Genomic DNA, 16367 nt, shown 5'->3' with positions numbered 1-16367 from the left:
AATCCTACGATGACATCGTCGACCACTGCTGCTTCGCCTGGAACAGCCTCGTCAATCAACCTTGGCGCATCATGTCCATCGATTTGCGCCAATGGGCACATGGGTACCGATTAATGCTCGTTGGTATTAGAAATCGGAACTCCGAACACCATCCGCATCGTTTAATAATTACAAGTAATCATCGATTTATGCCCGTCAGGCGCTATACAACAAAGCCTCAACCATCACTGCGTCGCGATCGACAGGTGCTGGCGTATCAGCTTGATCTGCAATCGCCTCCACGCTACGCTCATCAACCGGAGGCTTTCGCCAGAATGACCTCAGTCAGCGGGGCACCAAATAGAACGCCCGATAGGATCCGAACGACCTTTCCTCTCGCACATCATAGGCAGTTCTGAAGGCAGCGATCCAATGCTGATATTCGGCACTGGCCAATATCCATCCCGGACGATGGTAAATTTCTGCGCCGCGCCGTACGTAATGCAGCGCCGCTTGTTCAGGCAGGGGCATGAAGTTCGCGAGATTGTTGATCGGGGTCCATGCCAGACCATCGGATCGGGGCATCAGATAATAGCGATCGAGCAAAACGATTGCGCCAGCACCTCGCTCTCGCAACTTTTGAAGGCCAACCACGGCATCGGGAGGCAACATGGCCGGCGTGTCATCGGTTTCTGGCGAGAACCGGGAAATCAACCGCGTTGGCCCAAGATACAGCGGACCGATTTGAATTGCGCCCTCGCGCCAAGCGGTGAAGTCGAATGTGACCACAAAGGCTATCATAGCCACAAATAAGGTGTGGATCAGGGATCGAATGAATGATTGTACGGATTTCTGAATACATTCCAGATTTTCTAATAATCCCAATAATAGTAAAATCAGTAATGGAAAGAGATTTAGGATATTATTGTCGTGACTGCGACTGATATAGTAGGATCCAGCTGCCAAAAAACTCAGCAAGCACGCATAGAGGCGGCGCGATTGCGAAGACGGTCTCCGCCATATCAATATTGACAGGGCGATCGTGATCGATGCCAGAGCGATCCACACGGTTCCGGTAAGATTGACCGGTAATGGGCCGGGAGGATGGAGGATATAGGCGAAAAATTGTTCAGATGTTATATTTCCCCCCGATACCAACCATAGCGCAAGAGAAAGTGCGGCTATGCTGATCGCGAGAACGCCAAGCGCGCGCAGGATGCCACCAAAGAGTGCGATCAGGACGTCACGGCCTCCATTCTCGGCTTGAACATCACGCAAAGCGAGATAGGGCCACCAAATTACTGTTCCGAAAAATGCCGCTTCAGGCGACCAAAAAAGATCAATCAGCCAAATGGCGTGGCCTATCCAATCTCGCCGGATTTGCCGCTCCTCCGAGAGAAGGATGTGGAACAGAAGGGCAGAAATGGTCAGGAACCGCAAGCCTCCTACCGAGGGAGTCATGATAGGGCTTGCGAAACTTACGGGAAATCCCGTCCAAAGGAATGTGGCGCAGAACATCGCGAGAAGCGCCAGCCAACGCACACCCTTTGAAGATCGAGTCGTCAGAAGGAGCACGCTTCCGGAAAGCGTAGCAAAATAGAGTGCGTTGGCGGAAATGGTGACGATGTACATGCCTCGCCAGCAGTCATGACCGCAGCTTGCGACGAGCAGCGACGTTGGACCCAATCCATATTGCAGTGGGAAATCACGATAAGGCAGGCCGCCCGCTCGCCAAGCCTCAACCGGAGCGAGATATGCACCCCAGTGATGCCATGCGGTATAAATTGGCTCTGCGGATTCGAACGGCGCTGTAAGCAGTCCGACAGCAAGCCCGATCATAATGCACAGGAGCATGGGAGGGATGAGGCTGGACCCCGACCCCGTCCGAGGAAGGGCTGACAACCTGCTCCAGCGCGTCAGAAGACCAGCCCCGAGTACAAGCAACACAGACAGCACTGCGGAGATTGGCCCCATATGGACAGGCCATTTCCACCATATCACCGTCGCGAACAGCATTGCGGCGGTCATGCCGCCTAGCAGGGACCACACACCAAGCCCGAGAAGAGGAATGAGGACCAGAACGCCTAGCAACGGGAAAGCCCCGTGGCGCGCGATCGTCAGGGCAATGGCGCCCAAGAGGAGCAACACGCAAACAGGCCAATGCACAGGTGAACCATTCGTCGTGCGAGGAGCAAGGCAAGCGGAAGCGTAAGGTGTTAGCAACGCCACGCAAAGGAGCGCAGCATAAATTCCGATGATTATCATGGAGAAGTTCACGGGTTCTTCTGCTTTCCTGTAGTGGCGCCGATTGGCATGTGCCAGGGGTGATCCCAGCATCTCGCTGGAATGGCCGCACTCACCCGTTCGACCGGCTTGATCTCAAACCGGAAGGCATGAATTGGTACAAAATAAGCTGCATCCGGAGCGGTACGGCTTGTCTGACGGTTCCAAACGGCCGCTAACGAGCAACGCGGTGCCGGCGAAGGCGAAAATCGTAAAGCTTGTGCAATTTCGACTGCGCCAGTCACCGATCCCAGGCAAACGATCATCAGAAAGCTGATTCTTTTTCGCCAATCGATGAGGCGATTCGCCCAGTCAGCGAAAGCAATCGCGACGAGAGCCAGCGGCATGATGGACGCGCGCATCTGAAAATCGCCGAACGTGCCGATCGACCAGCTGGGCATGAGGAAGAGACAAGCGGCTGCAATAAGCTTGGTACCAGGATCGATAAGACTGTCTCTGTCGTGCAAAATGGGCAGGAGAAACGGCACAACCTCGAACAGCATGACCAGTGTATAGACAAGGGCTTTGGGGGGGAGCAGGCCGCCACCCATCGCGCCGGCATCCGTTGACAGATAGATGAGGGCTGGCATCGCCAGCACGGTCGCAACTAGGGTGAAGAGGACGTCTCGACCATTCCACGCCCTCGTCAGGAGGACATGCAGGCCCACGAACACGGCGAACGGCAGCGCACCGAACAGAATGAGCGGCGACCAGAGCGCAACCAGTGGGAGACTAGCTGCGAACAAACCGACAGGGGCTAGGTTTCGACGCCACAGGAGATAGGTGATCGCGACTGTCCAACCGGCTAGAGCATGCTGTGGAACCCAGAAAAGCTGCGTAATATGCGAGCTATATTCATAGCCGTCCGCCCAACCTTCAATGTGGTCCCATCTGGCTTCACCGCCAGACCATTGAAGGATGAGGTTGCCCAGCACATCCCATCCGCTGAACGTCACGAACACCAAGATGGCAATAAGGCGCGCGCGGCGTCCTTCGAAGAGGGTGGAGGCTTGGGCGAAAAGCAGCCCAAGGACCAGGCTATTCTGAAGAAGCAGGCTCCAGTCACGGCCCAGCTGGCTGGCGCCGCCCAGAATCGCTGGAATCAGGTACATCCCGATGGGCGCGCGCAAAAGCTGCGCACGACCGTTCAGCCAATAGTCGAACGGCCAGCGGTAAGTGCCCATATCCGCGAGGACAGCATCGCGTACCTGCCAATCAGTGGATGCGTAAAAGAGACGTCCCTCCCCGCCCAGTATCAGGACGATGGCCGCCGCAGCGACGCAGGCAACAATGGTTGCGATGCCAACCCGGGTCTTCCCCGACATGGTCCTGTAGGTGAGAAACGCGAGAACCCCGGGGAGAAGGATTGCAAGTCCTGCTACCAGCAGATGTGGGCAACCCAGCAAACCCAGCAGCAGAATATTGTCCAGCGCGAACAGAGCGACAAGCGATGCCGTCAGGCCTCTTAGAGGGATGGACACCGTTATACTGCGCTGGTGATAGGCAGCTTCTGTTGCGGCCAGGGTCCGCGTCACGCGGCCTCCGCGCCCAGTTTGCGCTGGAGGGCATGAACCGGATTATCGATGGCAGGCTCGTTGCTAAGTACTGGAGCCATGTTGATCCGTTCCCGCTCGACAACGAGTGGGCGCTTCCGGACCTGAGCGTGAATTGAGGTCACATATTCCCCCAATATGCCCATGAAGACGAGCTGGATACCGGACAGGAAGAATAAGGCAACGATCAGAGTCATCGTGCCGCGCGGAGCAAGGTCAGGCCGAGCGATATAGACGCCCACTGACACCAGTGCATAGAGCAGGCACAGCGCGGCCATCGCAACACCGGCAAAAGTGCAAAGGCGCATGGGTGCATTGGTGAAACTGAAAATGCCGTTCAGCGCCTGATCAACGAGCCTCGGCAAGTTGTTCTTCGAAATGCCGGAGCGCCGCTCGGCCCAAGTGTAAGGCACGATGGCGCGGCGGAAACCGACAGAGGCGATGATGCCACGGATATAAGGGTAATGGTCATCATGGCTGACCACCGCTTCCCACACCTTGCGGTCGAGTAGCTGAAATTCGCCGACGTTAAGCGGAATGTCGATGTCGCTCAATGTTCGCACCGCGCGGTAGAAGATCGCACGGCAGCTGCGTAGCGTCAGGCTCTCCTGCCGGTTGACCCGCGCGCCAGCCACTACCTCGATGCCGCTTTCCCACAGCTTTACGAACTCCGGGATCATTTCCGGCGGATCCTGGAGGTCGGCAGGGAGAAAGACGATCACGGCATCGCCGGTCGCGGCACGCAGAGCATTGAAATTGGATCTGAAGGGCCCATAGTTCCGAGCGTTCAGGATAACCTTCATCGCAGGGTCCACTGCTGCAAGCGAACGTAGAATGTCCTGCGTGCCATCGCTGCTGTCATTATCTGCGAAGATATGCTCACGTCGATAGCCATCCAATGGCGCACCCGGCGCAAAGAGCTTAGCAACAGCATTGCGGCATGCCTCGACATTGTCGGCCTCATTGAAGCACGGCGTCACGATGGAGATGGTCTTCATGATGTCTGCTCCGGCGAGACCGCGAACACGTAGCGGCGCATGGCAAGGAAGGTAAGGATGAAGATTGGCAGGATAACTGCTTGTGCGAGTAGAGGGCCGAGCCCAACATGCATGAGCAGATCCAGTAAAAGGATGTTCAGGCTGAGCATCACCCCATAAACAGCTAGGAAGCGTGGCAGCTTGCGCAAATCGCGCGATCGAAAGACGGCGCTGGTGGTAAGAAAGTTGAACATTACTCCTGCCGCTGTGCTGACGATCACCGCAATGTGGGGAACAACGCCCAGCAATACCTGACCGCTATACGTTGCGTAACCAAATAGCGTGTTGATCCCGCCCGCAGCAAGGAAGCCGATAAACCGGCGATCGAGTCCAAACGCAATCATGCGGCTTGCCTCAGCGCATCGACCACAGTGACGAGGCCATCCTCTATGGCAACACGTGGTATCCAGCGGGTCGCGGCTGTGAGGCGCCTGCAATCGCCTTCCAGGTGCATGATCTGGTTCGGCCCGAAGGGAATGTCGCCGAAGTTGAGCGCCAAGCCGGGACAAGCAAGGTCTCGGATGCGTTCGACGATCGAACGCACCGTGATGGCGCGGCCGCTCGACAGGTTGAAGACACCTTGCGCGGTGTCGGTCAACGCGGCGGCCAATATGCCCTGCGCACAGTCCGTGATATGAAGATAATCCCATTTTTGGGTGCCTGGACTGGTGCGCGGTGCCTGCCCCCGAAGAATCTGCGCGGCAACCGAAGGAATCAGCCAGTTGGGATTATCTCCCGGACCATAAGGCGAGAAGAGTCGCAGCCAGGCAAAGCCGATCCCAGCTTCCGTCGCGCGCTGGCGCGTCAGGTGGCAGGCGGAAAGCTTGGCCGCGCCATAGAGAAGGAAGGGTTCCGTCGCCGCGTTTTCGTCGATGCGGCGATCATGGCGGCCATATTCTGCCTGGCTGCCGATGCCGATAAAGCGTCTTGCTCCTGCCGCTATCGCAGCATCGAGCAGGCCCACGGTCGTACGGATGTTGTCGAGTTGAATATCGCCGGCCCGGGCCGAGCCGCCGACACCTTCCCAGGCGGAATGAATGACGATGTCGGCACGTGCTTCCGCCACCGCGGCGCCAAGCGCGGCCCTGTCGGCCAGGTCGGAGACAGCGATAGCGCAGCGCCCCGACAATCCCCGGACGCGGGGGGACGAGGAGTTGCGCACCAGCGCGGTCACCTGATGCCCCTGCCGGATGGCAAGATCAGCCACCGCCGCACCGACGAAGCCGCTCGCGCCGGTGACGAGAATACGGCTCATGCCGGCACCATGGCGAGAAAGTCCTCCGCCTGTTCATGGGTCGCTGCACGCTTGTCATTTGCGCTATACCAGCGCGCGGTCAGCGCCAGCGCACTGTCCAGCGAAAGACGCGGACGCCAACCTAGCGCCTCAGCGGCAGCCGAGGAATCGAGCGTCAGCATTGCTGCCTCGTGAGGATGCTGGCCGGGCTGCATCGTCCATTCCGGGGTGATGCCCCAATGCGCTGCCAACAGGTCGATGACCTGACTGACGCTCGCCATGTCGGCGGCGGCGGGTCCAAAATTCCAACCTTGGCCGAAACTCACGGGATTAGCGGCCAGTGCTTCTGTGAGCAGCAAATAGCCGGTCAGTGGCTCCAGCACATGTTGCCACGGACGCACGGCCTGCGGATTGCGGATCTCCAATGCTCGCCCCGCGGAGAAGGCGCGGATCGCGTCGGGCACGAGACGGTCAACAGACCAGTCCCCGCCGCCAATGACATTACCAGCGCGTGCAGTGGCCAAGCCGATTCCCCGGTCTGCAAAAAAGCTGCTACGCCAGCAGGCGCTGACTAACTCAGCACAAGCCTTGCTGTTGGAATAAGGGTCATGGCCGCCGAGCGAGGCTTCTTCCCGATAGCCTTCGCTGCGGCCGTCATTGAAATAGCATTTGTCCGTCGTGACCGAGATAATGGTGCGGACTGAGGTGGTCTTGCGGCATGCCTCCAGCACATGTGCCGTGCCCATGACATTGGTGCGATAAGTACCCAACGGGTCGGCATAAGAGGCGCGAACCAGTGGCTGGGCGGCAAGATGCAGGACAATCTCCGGTCTTGCTTGGGCGAAGACCGCCTCGATCGCTGCCGCATCGCCTATGTCAGAGATATGGTGATCGCAAAGCGAGGCACCGCCGATCAGATTGAACATGGACGGCGTTGTATCGGGCGCGAGCGCGACACCCGTCACCCGCGCGCCCAGCAAGTTGAGCAGAACCAGTAGCCAACTTCCTTTAAAGCCGGTATGGCCAGTCACCAATATCTTTCGACCTGCCCAGAAGGCAGGATCAGGTGCGAATGCGCGCGCGCCGCTGCGCTTTAATGCCAGGTTTTCCATGGTGCCTCGTGCCGTTCCCACATGCCTTCGAGCATCTGCCGGTCCCGCAGCGTGTCCATTGGCTGCCAGAAGCCATCATGGAAGAAGGAGCGCAATTCGCCATCAGCAGCCAGACCCTCCAGGGGCTCGCGTTCCCAGACACAGGCGTCTGAATTGCTGAGATAGTTGCCGATGGAGCGGTTGAGCACAAAGAAGCCGCCGTTGATCCAGCCACCTTCCTCCACCGGCTTTTCGGCAAAGGCGGCGACGCGGTCGCCATCGAGATCAAGCTGCCCATATCGGCTCGCGGGGCGCACGGCTGTTACAGTAGCCTTGCGGCCGTGCGCCCGATGAAATTCGATTGCCGCACTGATATTGAGGTCGCTGACGCCATCTCCATAGGTGAGACAGAAATCCTCATCGTCACCGAGATAGAGCATCGCCTGGCGCAGACGGCTCCCTGTCATCGTCTCGGCACCGGTGTCGATCAGCGATATTTTCCAGTCTTCGCATGCATTGCGATGTACATCGGTCGTGCCCCGGCGGAGGTCGATGGTCACATCCGACATGTGCAGCGCGTAGTTGAAGAAATATTCTTTGATCATATAGCCTTTGTAGCCAAGGCACACGATGAATTCGTCCACCCCATGCTGGGCATAAATCTTCATGATATGCCACAGTATCGGCTTGCCGCCGATCTCCACCATGGGCTTGGGGCGGACCGAGGTTTCTTCGGCAAGTCGGGTGCCGAGGCCTCCTGCAAGGATGATCGCTTTCATGGGTATATCCTATGAACAGGGATGGTAAAGAAAGCGTTAGAGAGTGAGGCCGCCAATCCGGTTGAGTGTTGCTTGGCTGGCAACCATGTCGCAGATTTCAGGCGAAAGGGTGATCGGCTCGATGCGTGCGGCGGCAGGGGTGCCTGCAACCGATTCGGCCAGCCAGGAACCGAAACCGCCATCGGCAAGATGATCCTCCAGCGTAGTAACGCGCCCATGCCGCGCCAGTTGGGCAGGCTGATCTGCTTTGGTCGCCATGCTCCAGAGCGGCAACGACCAAACGGCCCGCCCATCGGCGCGGGCGATTGCAGCGCCGAGCGCCGCACCTGTCGAAAGCATGATCGCATCGCCATCGCCGGGATGGACCGATACCCATCTGCCCGGCATAATATCGGGCACGCTTTCATGAAAACGCGGTTCTCCCGCCTTACCCAGACGCAGATAGGAAGGGCAAGGATTGGCCACCAGCCAGCGGAGGCACGCCCGCGTTTCCAGTGGATCGCCCGGAGCCGCAATCACCATGTTGGGCATCGCCCGCATCAAAGCATAATCCTGCACGGCGTGATGCGAGTAGCCAAGCGCGCCATAAGCCACGCCCCCGCCGACTGCGACGACCGTTACAGGTAGGCGGTGATGGTCGACATCGTTCCTGATCTGCTCGGCGCAGCGGAAGGTGGGGAAATTGGCGATGGAATAAGTGAAGACATGATAGCCCTCGCTCGCCATTCCCGCGGCAAGGCCAGTCATGTTCTGCTCCGCTACGCCAGCATTGATGAAGCGATCGGGGAAGCGATCGGCAAAAGGCTCGATCACGCTGTAGCCGAGATCACCAACGATGAGGGCGACGTGGTCATTCGCCTCGGCGAGCGTCACAAGTTCCTCTATAAAAGCATTACGCATCCAGAGCTTCCCTTTCGATCTGGGCCAACGCTTCCGCGAGCAGTTCCGGCGTGGGATTGCGGTAATGCCACTCCACCCTGTTCTCCATGAAACTAACACCCTTCCCCTTGGTCGTATGGGCGATCAGCATCATGGGTTTACCCCCCTGCCAAGGGGGGCCTTGGAGCGCATCGATCAGCACATCATGGTCATGGCCGTCCACCTCCCGCACTGCCCAGCCAAAGGCCTCAAACTTGGAGTGCAGCGGTTCCAGTCGCAGGGTCTCGTCCACACTCCGCAGGCTCTGAAGCTTGTTGTAGTCAAGGATGCATATGAGGTTGTCGAGGCCGTGATGTGCCGCGAACAGTGCCGCTTCCCAATTGCTGCCTTCGCCCCACTCTCCATCGCTGGTGAGGACAACCGTACGCCATGACCGCCCACGCAGCTTGGCCGCCAGCGCCTTCCCGGTTCCGAAAGGAAGGCCATGACCAAGTGCTCCGGTGGAAAATTCTGCGCCGGGAACCTTATGGCTGATATGTGCCATCAGCGTTGAACCATCGATGCCGTAGGTGCCGAGCAGCGCGCGGTCGATAAAGCCGGTTTCGGCCAATGCGGCATAGACTGCAACGCACGCATGACCCTTCGATAGAATGAAGCGGTCCCGTTCCGAGTGGCGATGAGCCGCCGGACTTACACTCAGAGCGCGGCCATAGAGAACCGCAATGATGTCGGCAATGGAAAGCGCCGATCCGATATGCGACGCCTTGGCTTGCGTAACCATATGCAGGGCTTGGCACCGGATACGCCGAGCCAGTGCTTTAGTGTCGTGCGGCCCGGCCGCAACAAGAGGCGCTTCCTTCATGACAGCAAGTTCACCGGATATAGTTAAGATTTGTTCAACTAAAATCCGCTAATCGGATAGCATGATACAGGAAGCCATCATTACAACTCGCCCATGTCCGCTTTGCGGAGCCGGTCCAGATCAGGCTGAGCCCTTTCTATTCGACACGCTCGACGAAAGCCGGATCAGCGCTTCCAGCTTCGCCTCGCGCAAAGTGCCGGAATATATGAGCCACGCAATGGTGCGTTGCAGGTCGTGTGACCTTGCCTATGTGGGTCATCCACCGAGCGTCGAATCCCTGCATGCAAGCTACCATGCCGCTGACTATGACAGTGCAGAGGAGGCGGAGGATGCCGCCGATGCCTATGCTCGTGCATTTGCGCCCGTGCTTGGTCGATTGAACGGCCGGGGCGTGGCGTTGGAGATCGGGACAGGAACCGGCGCGTTTCTCGAGCGCCTTGAGGGCTTCGGATTCAGGCAGTTGATCGGGATAGAGCCGTCTAGCGCGGCGATTGCCGCCGCTCCGCCCCATCGGCAGCCCTGGATACGCGAAGGCATTTTCCAAGAGGCGGATTTCCAGCCCGAAAGCATCGATCTCATTTGCTGCTTCATGACCTTGGAGCATGTGCAGGACCCCGGCGCCTTGGTGGCGGCGGCTTTTCGCCTGCTGAAACCTGGCGGCGTTTTCGTCGGCGTGACGCATGATCGACGTGCCTGGCTCAACCGGCTGCTTGGTCGTCGGTCTCCGATTGTCGACATAGAGCATATGCAACTCTTCTCGGCAGAGAGCGCGAAATATTTGCTGCGCCATCATGGCTATGCTCCCGTTGATGGAACCAGCTTTCGCAATAGCTATCGGCCCAGCTATTGGTTGCGGCTGGCTCCGCTGCCCGGCACGTTGAAGAGCGCGCTCACCAGAATGCTGCAGCGTTCCAAGCTAGACGAGCGGCGACTTTCAATCGACGTGGGGAATTTCATGAGCTGGGGTTTCAGACCGCTGTGAGCGGGTTGATATTCCTTGAATGTCCGCCTCGCCCATGCCCATGGATCGGATCTGCGCATGCTTGACATTGCCGGAAACAACATCGAGCAGTTCCAGCCCGTCCCTTTGCGCTTCGGTTCATCGCTGAAGTCGAGGCTTGCCTTCAGGCTACGCTGCGTCGCGGATCTTCAACTGGGCACGATCTGGACATTCCTTGGACCACAGCTGAAAAATCTGCGCGGCAGTCTGCTTGACGTGGGATGCGGCGAAATGCCGTACAGAGGCTTTCTGCCGCAGGAACTGAAATATGTCGGCATCGACGTACCCGAAGCAAGCGCCTTCCAGATGCAAGGGAATGAAGATATCATTTCGTTCGACGGCCGCTACATTCCTTTTCCTGATGCAACTTTCGACACGGTGCTCTGTACGGAAGTACTGGAACATTCTCCCCAACCTTCCGCTTTGATCGCTGAAATCGAGCGTGTTTTGAAACCTGGAGGAACGCTGGTCGCTACTGTACCCTTTTCCGCGCGCGTCCATTATGCGCCATATGATTTTTACCGGTTTTCCCGCTACGCCCTCCAAGGCGTGTTGAAAGATTTTGAGCAGGTGAAGATCGACGAACGCGGCAACGACATCGCCGTGATAGCGAACAAATTGATAGTCGTCGCACTTGGGCTGATCCGGCCGTCCGGCTTTCGGCTGCTGCGTTGCATTTTTCTATTGCCCTTGCTGCCGCTTTCGCTGGTCTTCCTGCTTATGGCGCACCTCACCATGGCTCTTGGTGTCGGTTCAAAGGATGATTGTCTTGGATATGGGATTGTGGCCGTCAAACGATGAGCGTTTCAGCCCTTTGTCGGTAAAATTGGCGCGATGCATGCGGGAGATGGGCGGGCCGCCTGCTCGTTCAGAGTGTTATGTCGATGCGTGACATCACCTGACGTATGACCCAACGACAGCGTGCGGCTACCCGATCGGACGAAAGAAGGCAGCTCATTCGTCAAGCCATCCGTGAACGTGGTGGGCGCAGATCGACTATATTGATCCCCATCAAAGAATAGATATGGATCGAAGGCAGGGGCATGCCTGCCGCAGGGGGACAGATGGGAAGAAGTACGTCAGCATCCGGTGCCGCTGTCGCTTGGCTTTTCGGCATCGCTTTCATTCTGATGTTTCAAGCCGCCCTTGTACTGATGCATGAGCCGTGGCTCGACGAATGGCAGTCTTTACAGCTTGCAGTGCAGTCGCCCGGCATGGGTGAGTTGCTCGCCAATTTAAGGTATGAAGGTCATCCTCCCTTCTACTATCTTCTACTCCGTGGAACGGCCCAAATCGTCCCCCTTCCTTGGGTTCTCGTGGCCGTTCAGCTACCCGTGGCGCTTGCCATCCAGGCCATAATTCTCTTCCGAAGCTTTCCTGAACGTCGATACAGACTGTTCTTTGCTCTCAGCGCTTTTGTTCTCATCGATTACGGGACGATCGCGCGCAGCCTTTCTGTTGGTGTGCTGATTTTTCTTACGGCCTGGGCATTCCGCAAGGACCGGTGGGCTTGGGCGGCAGTGGTACTCCTACCTGCCGTCGATTTCCTATTCGGCGTTCTGTCCTTGGTCTGCCTCATGATCTTCTGGCGGGAAAGAAACTGGTCGTGGACCGGTGCTGCCCTGTGGCTGGCGAGCGCGCTATTTGCAGCCTGGGCTGTGATTCCGGCGCCAGATGTGGTGCCTGCGCTTCCCCCCTCCTCTAATCCTGTCGTCGCGGCTTTGGTCTTTCTGGCAAACCTTGCACAACTGCTTCTTCCCCTCCCTCTTGGCGAAAAGGGTCTGGTCTGGAACACGACGTTTCCGGTCGTCATTGCATGCGTAGTCGGCTTTTTTACCTTGGTCTTCGGATGGTGGGTAAGACCGGCGAGATCAGATCATCAAATTGTCCTTGCGGGCTTTACCGGCATTTGCCTGTTGTTCAGCCTGTTCGTCTATATGCTCCCAATCCGTCACCTGTCTCTTCTTGCGCTGCTTCTCATTGCGCTGATCTGGCGCGAGCGAGATATGGGAATCGTGCATTCACGCCTGTTTTCGGCTTGGCTCCTTGTAGCGGCGGCTTGCGGCGTTTTCCTTGGCGCCGTAAATCTGATCTATCCATTCGACAATGGCGCTCAGGCTGCCTTTTGGCTGCGCCAGTCGCGCCTTGTGGACAAGCATTGGGTTTCAATTCCGGATAACAGCGCCCAAGGCATTGCCATGCTCAACAGCATGCGCTTCACGCGCTTGGGTAAAGTATGTCAGCAGGACTTCATCCGTTGGGATAATAGGCTACATCCTAAGTCTGATGCCATGACAATCGAGCAACTAAGAAATTTGTCAAATAGATACGGAAAATACTATATATTAAGTGATGTAAAAATCATCTTGCGTCCAGAAGAAATAAAGAAAATACTGCATATTCCCAAGGCGTTCAACGGGCAAGAATATTTCTTATATGAATTTGGCGGTCGTCTAGCCGATTCTGGGTTACGACCGCCAGCCTGCCAAACAGGAAGAATTCCTGTTCCTTCTTCTTCATTGCAGCAGCAAGCAACTCGTCAACGCATACGTCAGCGACTTCGACTATTACTGGGGCTTAGTCCGATTCCGGACCAGGTTTCGCTACACTGAAGCCCGCCGCACGGAACTGCGCTGATTTGCGGTCTAGCCAGACCTACAGGTAGATGAAGCAGGCAGCGGAGGCGGCCTTACTTCCTGCTTTCCCGATCGATATGGCGCTTGATGTCCTGCACGAAACGGGAATGACGCACGCCCCAGAGGAAGATGTCCTGGATCAGGTTGCCCAAAAAGCGGCATGGACGTTTGATCTGGATCAGCAGGATATAGCGATCCTCATCCGTTTCGTTCCACACCTCATGGTTGAACATGTCGTCGAAGATGAAGGAATGCCCCTCTTCCCAGGGCATGACATGCACCGTCTCGCCCTCCTCTATATGCATGCGGCATTTTCCCCGCTCCCGCGGCACCTTGAGGGCAAGGTGATAGGTGAGCATGCCCTTTGTCATGCCCCAGTGGCGCGGTATATGCCCGCCCGCTTCCATCACGGAGAAATTGGCGGTGACAAGTCCTGGCACCTTCTCGATCAGTGCGGCGGTAATGGGTGCAAGGGCGCAATTGCCTTCCATTTGATAGCCATAGCCCTTGAGGAACAGGGTGCGCCATCGCCGATCCGCGGCGATACGGCCATGATCGAAGGAAATATCGCCCAGGGAGGGAATATCAACCGTCCGGATACGGACTGCCTCGTCGCGAATATCCTGCCATTGCCGTTCGAGAGCCGAAACCCATGGGAAATGACTTTTGTCGATCAGCGCCCGATCCGGAACCAGCGAGTTGCGCATGATCACCGCATCGATCCTGGGGCGCAATTCCTTGCCGATCTGGAACAGGGATTTGCCGATGAAGGGCACCTTCCAGCCGCGGGCATTGACTTTGTCGTTCCATTTCAAACCGATATTTCCTTCGGAACAACGGGGTAGGGAGTGAATCCCGCTATGAAGTCGGCTCGTCCCTTCGTCAATATCCGGTTCTACCCTGCCGTCGGCCGAGCCTTCATTTACGACAGGAGAGGATTTCGGGCCGGTGGATGAAATGATCAGCGGAGGGCTCCATATTGGCTGCGATATCGAAATGACCGGTGTTTCGTGGGGTGAGCCGATTCCATCCATCCCCTTGCTACAGGCGAGGTTCCCGGTAAGTGAGCTCTGATGGTTTCTTCTCTTTCCCCTGCTGCGTCGCGATCGGGTGAAGTCATCCTCGATATTTCGCGCCTGATTTCCCGAGTGCACTATTCCACCCCCTCGGGAGTGGACCGGGTGGAAATGGCCTATGCGCGGGGTCTCCTGGACCATTATGGAGACCGCCTGGCCTTTGCGGCCGTTCATCCTTGCGGGCTTTACGGGCGGCTCTCGCGCCGGGCGGTTCTGGCCTATCTTGATGAACTGGAAAGTCGCTGGTCCAGTCAAGAAGGCAATCCGCACCGGCGTTCCCTGGCTTCTTCCCTGCCATGGCTTGTCTCCCTGCTGCCGTCGCGGACTGAGTGCAGCAGCGTGGGCGCCGTCTATGTTCAGGCCTCGCCACATCATCTGACCCGCACGGAACAGGTGCGCCGGATTCTGGCCCGCGAGAAGGCGCGCTTTCTGTGCCTCGTCCATGACCTCATTCCAATCGAATTTCCCGAATATGCGCGCGTATCCGGCGACCGCCAGCACCGGCAACGTATCGCGACTATCGCCGCGCTGGCCGACGGGGTGATCGTCAATTCCGCTGCGACGGGACGGTCACTACAGCCTTGGCTGGAAAGCAGCGGCCGAAGGGTGGATGTGCATGTCGCACTGCTGGGAACGGAGACGCTGCCCGCGGCCGAAGCCTTCCAGCTGGGTGGCGGACGGCCCTATTTCGTCTGCCTCGGCACCATCGAACCCCGCAAGAATCATCTGCTTCTGCTCAACCTGTGGCGTCATCTGGCCCAGACCCTCGAACCGCAAAGCGTGCCGCGCCTTATCGTCATCGGACGTCGCGGATGGGAAAATGAGCAGGTCGTCGACATGCTGGAGCGTTGTCCGGCCCTGAAGGGCCATGTCGAGGAACTGAACGGCTGTTCCGATGCTCGTATGGCCAGTCTGCTGCGGGGAGCGCGGGCGTTGCTGATGCCCTCCTTCGCGGAGGGCTATGGGATGCCCGTGGCTGAAGCACTGTCCGTCGGCACGCCGGTGATATGCAGCGATCTTCCCGCTCTGCGCGAGGCAGGTGGAGATGCGCCCGACTATCTCAGCCCGCTCGACGGGCCGGGCTGGCAGGCCCTCATCCTCGACCATGCTGGTCGAGGGCCGCTCCACACGGCTCAGATGCTTCGCCTGCCACATTGGCATATGCCCAGGTGGAACGAGCATGTCGGGATCGTGGCTGATGCCATTGCGGCCTTGCAGGAGCGCTCCTGAACGGCGCTTGTCTATGGCTTCTCTATGACTGTCTGGAATTCCGGGCCGTACTGCCGAACACGCGATCCCAGAAAATGGCCGAAATCGCAAAATTGCTGTTCTCGTTCACATAATGGTGGCGCATGTGGTGGCGCTTCAGCGCTGAAGCCAGCTTTCCGCGCATCGGCCATTGGTGGCTGGCATAATGAATGGTGTCATAGACGACATAGCCCAGGATGAACCCCAGAAAGAGCCAGGTTCCAGGACCGCCGAGCAGCATCAGGCAAGCACCCCAGACCAGGGCGGCAACCGGCAGGCTCACCGAGAGCGGCATCATGTCGCGCATGGGATCATTGGGGTTATCGTGATGATTGCCGTGAATCAGGAAGACAAACCATCTTGCCGCGGGCCACTCTACCTTCAGATGAAAGAGGTATCGGTGCATCGCATATTCGAAAAGCGTCCAGACGAGGAGGCCGGCCGCAAACAGGCTGAACCCTGCCCAGAATCCGGTTTCCCCCCATCCTATCCAGGCGATCAACGGGAGCAATATGCCCCAGACCAGCGCGAAAATTCGTGGTGAAATCAGCGTAAGCTGTTCCAGATGCTCATTTTTGAACAGCCGGATTCGTCGGGATTGGTGATCGGAAGAGCGCATTACGCGGAACTCGAACAGGAGGCGCCGTTGTCTGTCAAGGAATTATGTCGTTGAAGCAAGGTTAGAGGGGGATCTGTTACATGCGTGCATC

The 16367-nt window shown here is 57.7% G+C and carries 15 protein-coding genes; 4 read left to right on the top strand and 11 right to left on the bottom strand.

What is annotated here, in order from left to right; genetic code table 11:
* Positions 1–324: 324 nt before the first annotated feature.
* The 9 genes from MRBLSP13_RS04845 to MRBLSP13_RS04805 form a co-directional block, all read right to left on the bottom strand.
* Positions 325–1818: a hypothetical protein gene (locus MRBLSP13_RS04845; protein WP_363753055.1), complete on the bottom strand. Its 1494-nt coding sequence runs from the start codon at positions 1816–1818 to the stop codon at positions 325–327.
* Positions 1819–2252: 434 nt separating this feature from the next.
* Positions 2253–3797: a hypothetical protein gene (locus tag MRBLSP13_RS04840; protein ID WP_363739811.1), complete on the bottom strand. Its 1545-nt coding sequence runs from the start codon at positions 3795–3797 to the stop codon at positions 2253–2255.
* Positions 3794–4813, bottom strand: coding sequence for a glycosyltransferase family 2 protein (locus tag MRBLSP13_RS04835; RefSeq protein WP_363739813.1), 1020 nt, complete (start codon positions 4811–4813; stop codon positions 3794–3796). Before MRBLSP13_RS04835 ends, MRBLSP13_RS04840 begins: the two co-directional genes overlap by 4 nt.
* Positions 4810–5196 carry a GtrA family protein gene (locus MRBLSP13_RS04830; RefSeq protein ID WP_363739815.1) on the bottom strand — a complete coding sequence of 129 codons (387 nt, stop codon included), beginning with the start codon at positions 5194–5196 and terminating at the stop codon, positions 4810–4812. The genes MRBLSP13_RS04835 and MRBLSP13_RS04830 overlap by 4 nt, the downstream gene beginning before the upstream one ends.
* A complete protein-coding gene (locus MRBLSP13_RS04825) occupies positions 5193–6107 on the bottom strand; it encodes an NAD-dependent epimerase/dehydratase family protein (protein ID WP_363739817.1) in 915 nt (304 codons plus the stop codon). Before MRBLSP13_RS04825 ends, MRBLSP13_RS04830 begins: the two co-directional genes overlap by 4 nt.
* Entirely contained in the window at positions 6104–7198 is a 1095-nt protein-coding gene (gene rfbG / locus MRBLSP13_RS04820) for a CDP-glucose 4,6-dehydratase (protein ID WP_363739819.1), read from the bottom strand. Before rfbG ends, MRBLSP13_RS04825 begins: the two co-directional genes overlap by 4 nt.
* Complete coding sequence (rfbF, locus tag MRBLSP13_RS04815) at positions 7180–7956, bottom strand: glucose-1-phosphate cytidylyltransferase (RefSeq protein WP_363739821.1); 777 nt, start codon at positions 7954–7956, stop codon at positions 7180–7182. The genes rfbG and rfbF overlap by 19 nt, the downstream gene beginning before the upstream one ends.
* A gap of 36 nt (positions 7957–7992) precedes the next feature.
* Positions 7993–8856, bottom strand: coding sequence for a transketolase family protein (locus MRBLSP13_RS04810; protein ID WP_363739823.1), 864 nt, complete (start codon positions 8854–8856; stop codon positions 7993–7995).
* Positions 8849–9697, bottom strand: coding sequence for a transketolase (locus MRBLSP13_RS04805; RefSeq protein ID WP_363739825.1), 849 nt, complete (start codon positions 9695–9697; stop codon positions 8849–8851). The genes MRBLSP13_RS04810 and MRBLSP13_RS04805 overlap by 8 nt, the downstream gene beginning before the upstream one ends.
* A 205-nt stretch (positions 9698–9902) precedes the next feature.
* Here MRBLSP13_RS04805 and MRBLSP13_RS04800 point away from each other — a divergent pair, with 205 nt between their 5' ends.
* The 3 genes from MRBLSP13_RS04800 to MRBLSP13_RS04790 all read left to right on the top strand — a co-directional run bounded on the left by MRBLSP13_RS04800 (position 9903) and on the right by MRBLSP13_RS04790 (position 13309).
* Positions 9903–10679 (top strand): class I SAM-dependent methyltransferase, encoded by a 777-nt coding sequence (locus MRBLSP13_RS04800; protein ID WP_363753052.1) that lies wholly within the window; start codon positions 9903–9905, stop codon positions 10677–10679.
* Positions 10680–10736: 57 nt separating this feature from the next.
* Positions 10737–11498, top strand: a complete 762-nt coding sequence (locus MRBLSP13_RS04795; protein WP_363753049.1) for a class I SAM-dependent methyltransferase — start codon at positions 10737–10739, stop codon at positions 11496–11498.
* Between the two features lie 263 nt (positions 11499–11761).
* A complete protein-coding gene (locus tag MRBLSP13_RS04790) occupies positions 11762–13309 on the top strand; it encodes a hypothetical protein (RefSeq protein ID WP_363739831.1) in 1548 nt (515 codons plus the stop codon).
* Positions 13310–13386: 77 nt separating this feature from the next.
* On the opposite strand, the gene MRBLSP13_RS04785 is transcribed toward MRBLSP13_RS04790, so the two are convergent.
* Complete coding sequence (locus tag MRBLSP13_RS04785) at positions 13387–14148, bottom strand: aspartyl/asparaginyl beta-hydroxylase domain-containing protein (RefSeq protein ID WP_363753046.1); 762 nt, start codon at positions 14146–14148, stop codon at positions 13387–13389.
* Between the two features lie 258 nt (positions 14149–14406).
* Here MRBLSP13_RS04785 and MRBLSP13_RS04780 point away from each other — a divergent pair, with 258 nt between their 5' ends.
* The gene (locus tag MRBLSP13_RS04780; RefSeq protein ID WP_363739835.1) at positions 14407–15639 is read left to right on the top strand and encodes a glycosyltransferase family 4 protein; all 1233 of its coding nucleotides are present in this window, start codon (positions 14407–14409) and stop codon (positions 15637–15639) included.
* Positions 15640–15661: 22 nt separating this feature from the next.
* On the opposite strand, the gene MRBLSP13_RS04775 is transcribed toward MRBLSP13_RS04780, so the two are convergent.
* Positions 15662–16276, bottom strand: coding sequence for a sterol desaturase family protein (locus MRBLSP13_RS04775; RefSeq protein ID WP_363739837.1), 615 nt, complete (start codon positions 16274–16276; stop codon positions 15662–15664).
* Positions 16277–16367 lie beyond the last annotated feature (91 nt).

Origin of the sequence: Sphingobium sp. LSP13-1-1.1 (assembly GCF_040676415.1) — a bacterium.
GTDB lineage: Bacteria > Pseudomonadota > Alphaproteobacteria > Sphingomonadales > Sphingomonadaceae > Sphingobium.
The sequence above is the reverse complement of the archived record's forward strand: the minus strand, read 5'-3'. Positions and strand labels throughout refer to the sequence as shown.

What these genes read in the sequence shown, in the direction of transcription:
- MRBLSP13_RS04830 (WP_363739815.1), bottom strand. Translation starts at nt 5,196, where the DNA reads ATGATTGCGTTTGGACTCGATCGCCGGTTTATCGGCTTCCTTGCTGCG.
- MRBLSP13_RS04795 (WP_363753049.1), top strand. Translation starts at nt 10,737, where the DNA reads ATGCTTGACATTGCCGGAAACAACATCGAGCAGTTCCAGCCCGTCCCT.
- MRBLSP13_RS04800 (WP_363753052.1), top strand. Translation starts at nt 9,903, where the DNA reads ATGAGCCACGCAATGGTGCGTTGCAGGTCGTGTGACCTTGCCTATGTG.
- rfbF (WP_363739821.1), bottom strand. Translation starts at nt 7,956, where the DNA reads ATGAAAGCGATCATCCTTGCAGGAGGCCTCGGCACCCGACTTGCCGAA.
- MRBLSP13_RS04825 (WP_363739817.1), bottom strand. Translation starts at nt 6,107, where the DNA reads ATGAGCCGTATTCTCGTCACCGGCGCGAGCGGCTTCGTCGGTGCGGCG.
- MRBLSP13_RS04780 (WP_363739835.1), top strand. Translation starts at nt 14,407, where the DNA reads ATGGTTTCTTCTCTTTCCCCTGCTGCGTCGCGATCGGGTGAAGTCATC.
- MRBLSP13_RS04845 (WP_363753055.1), bottom strand. Translation starts at nt 1,818, where the DNA reads ATGATCGGGCTTGCTGTCGGACTGCTTACAGCGCCGTTCGAATCCGCA.
- MRBLSP13_RS04775 (WP_363739837.1), bottom strand. Translation starts at nt 16,276, where the DNA reads ATGCGCTCTTCCGATCACCAATCCCGACGAATCCGGCTGTTCAAAAAT.
- MRBLSP13_RS04835 (WP_363739813.1), bottom strand. Translation starts at nt 4,813, where the DNA reads ATGAAGACCATCTCCATCGTGACGCCGTGCTTCAATGAGGCCGACAAT.
- MRBLSP13_RS04805 (WP_363739825.1), bottom strand. Translation starts at nt 9,697, where the DNA reads ATGAAGGAAGCGCCTCTTGTTGCGGCCGGGCCGCACGACACTAAAGCA.
- rfbG (WP_363739819.1), bottom strand. Translation starts at nt 7,198, where the DNA reads ATGGAAAACCTGGCATTAAAGCGCAGCGGCGCGCGCGCATTCGCACCT.
- MRBLSP13_RS04790 (WP_363739831.1), top strand. Translation starts at nt 11,762, where the DNA reads ATGGGAAGAAGTACGTCAGCATCCGGTGCCGCTGTCGCTTGGCTTTTC.
- MRBLSP13_RS04810 (WP_363739823.1), bottom strand. Translation starts at nt 8,856, where the DNA reads ATGCGTAATGCTTTTATAGAGGAACTTGTGACGCTCGCCGAGGCGAAT.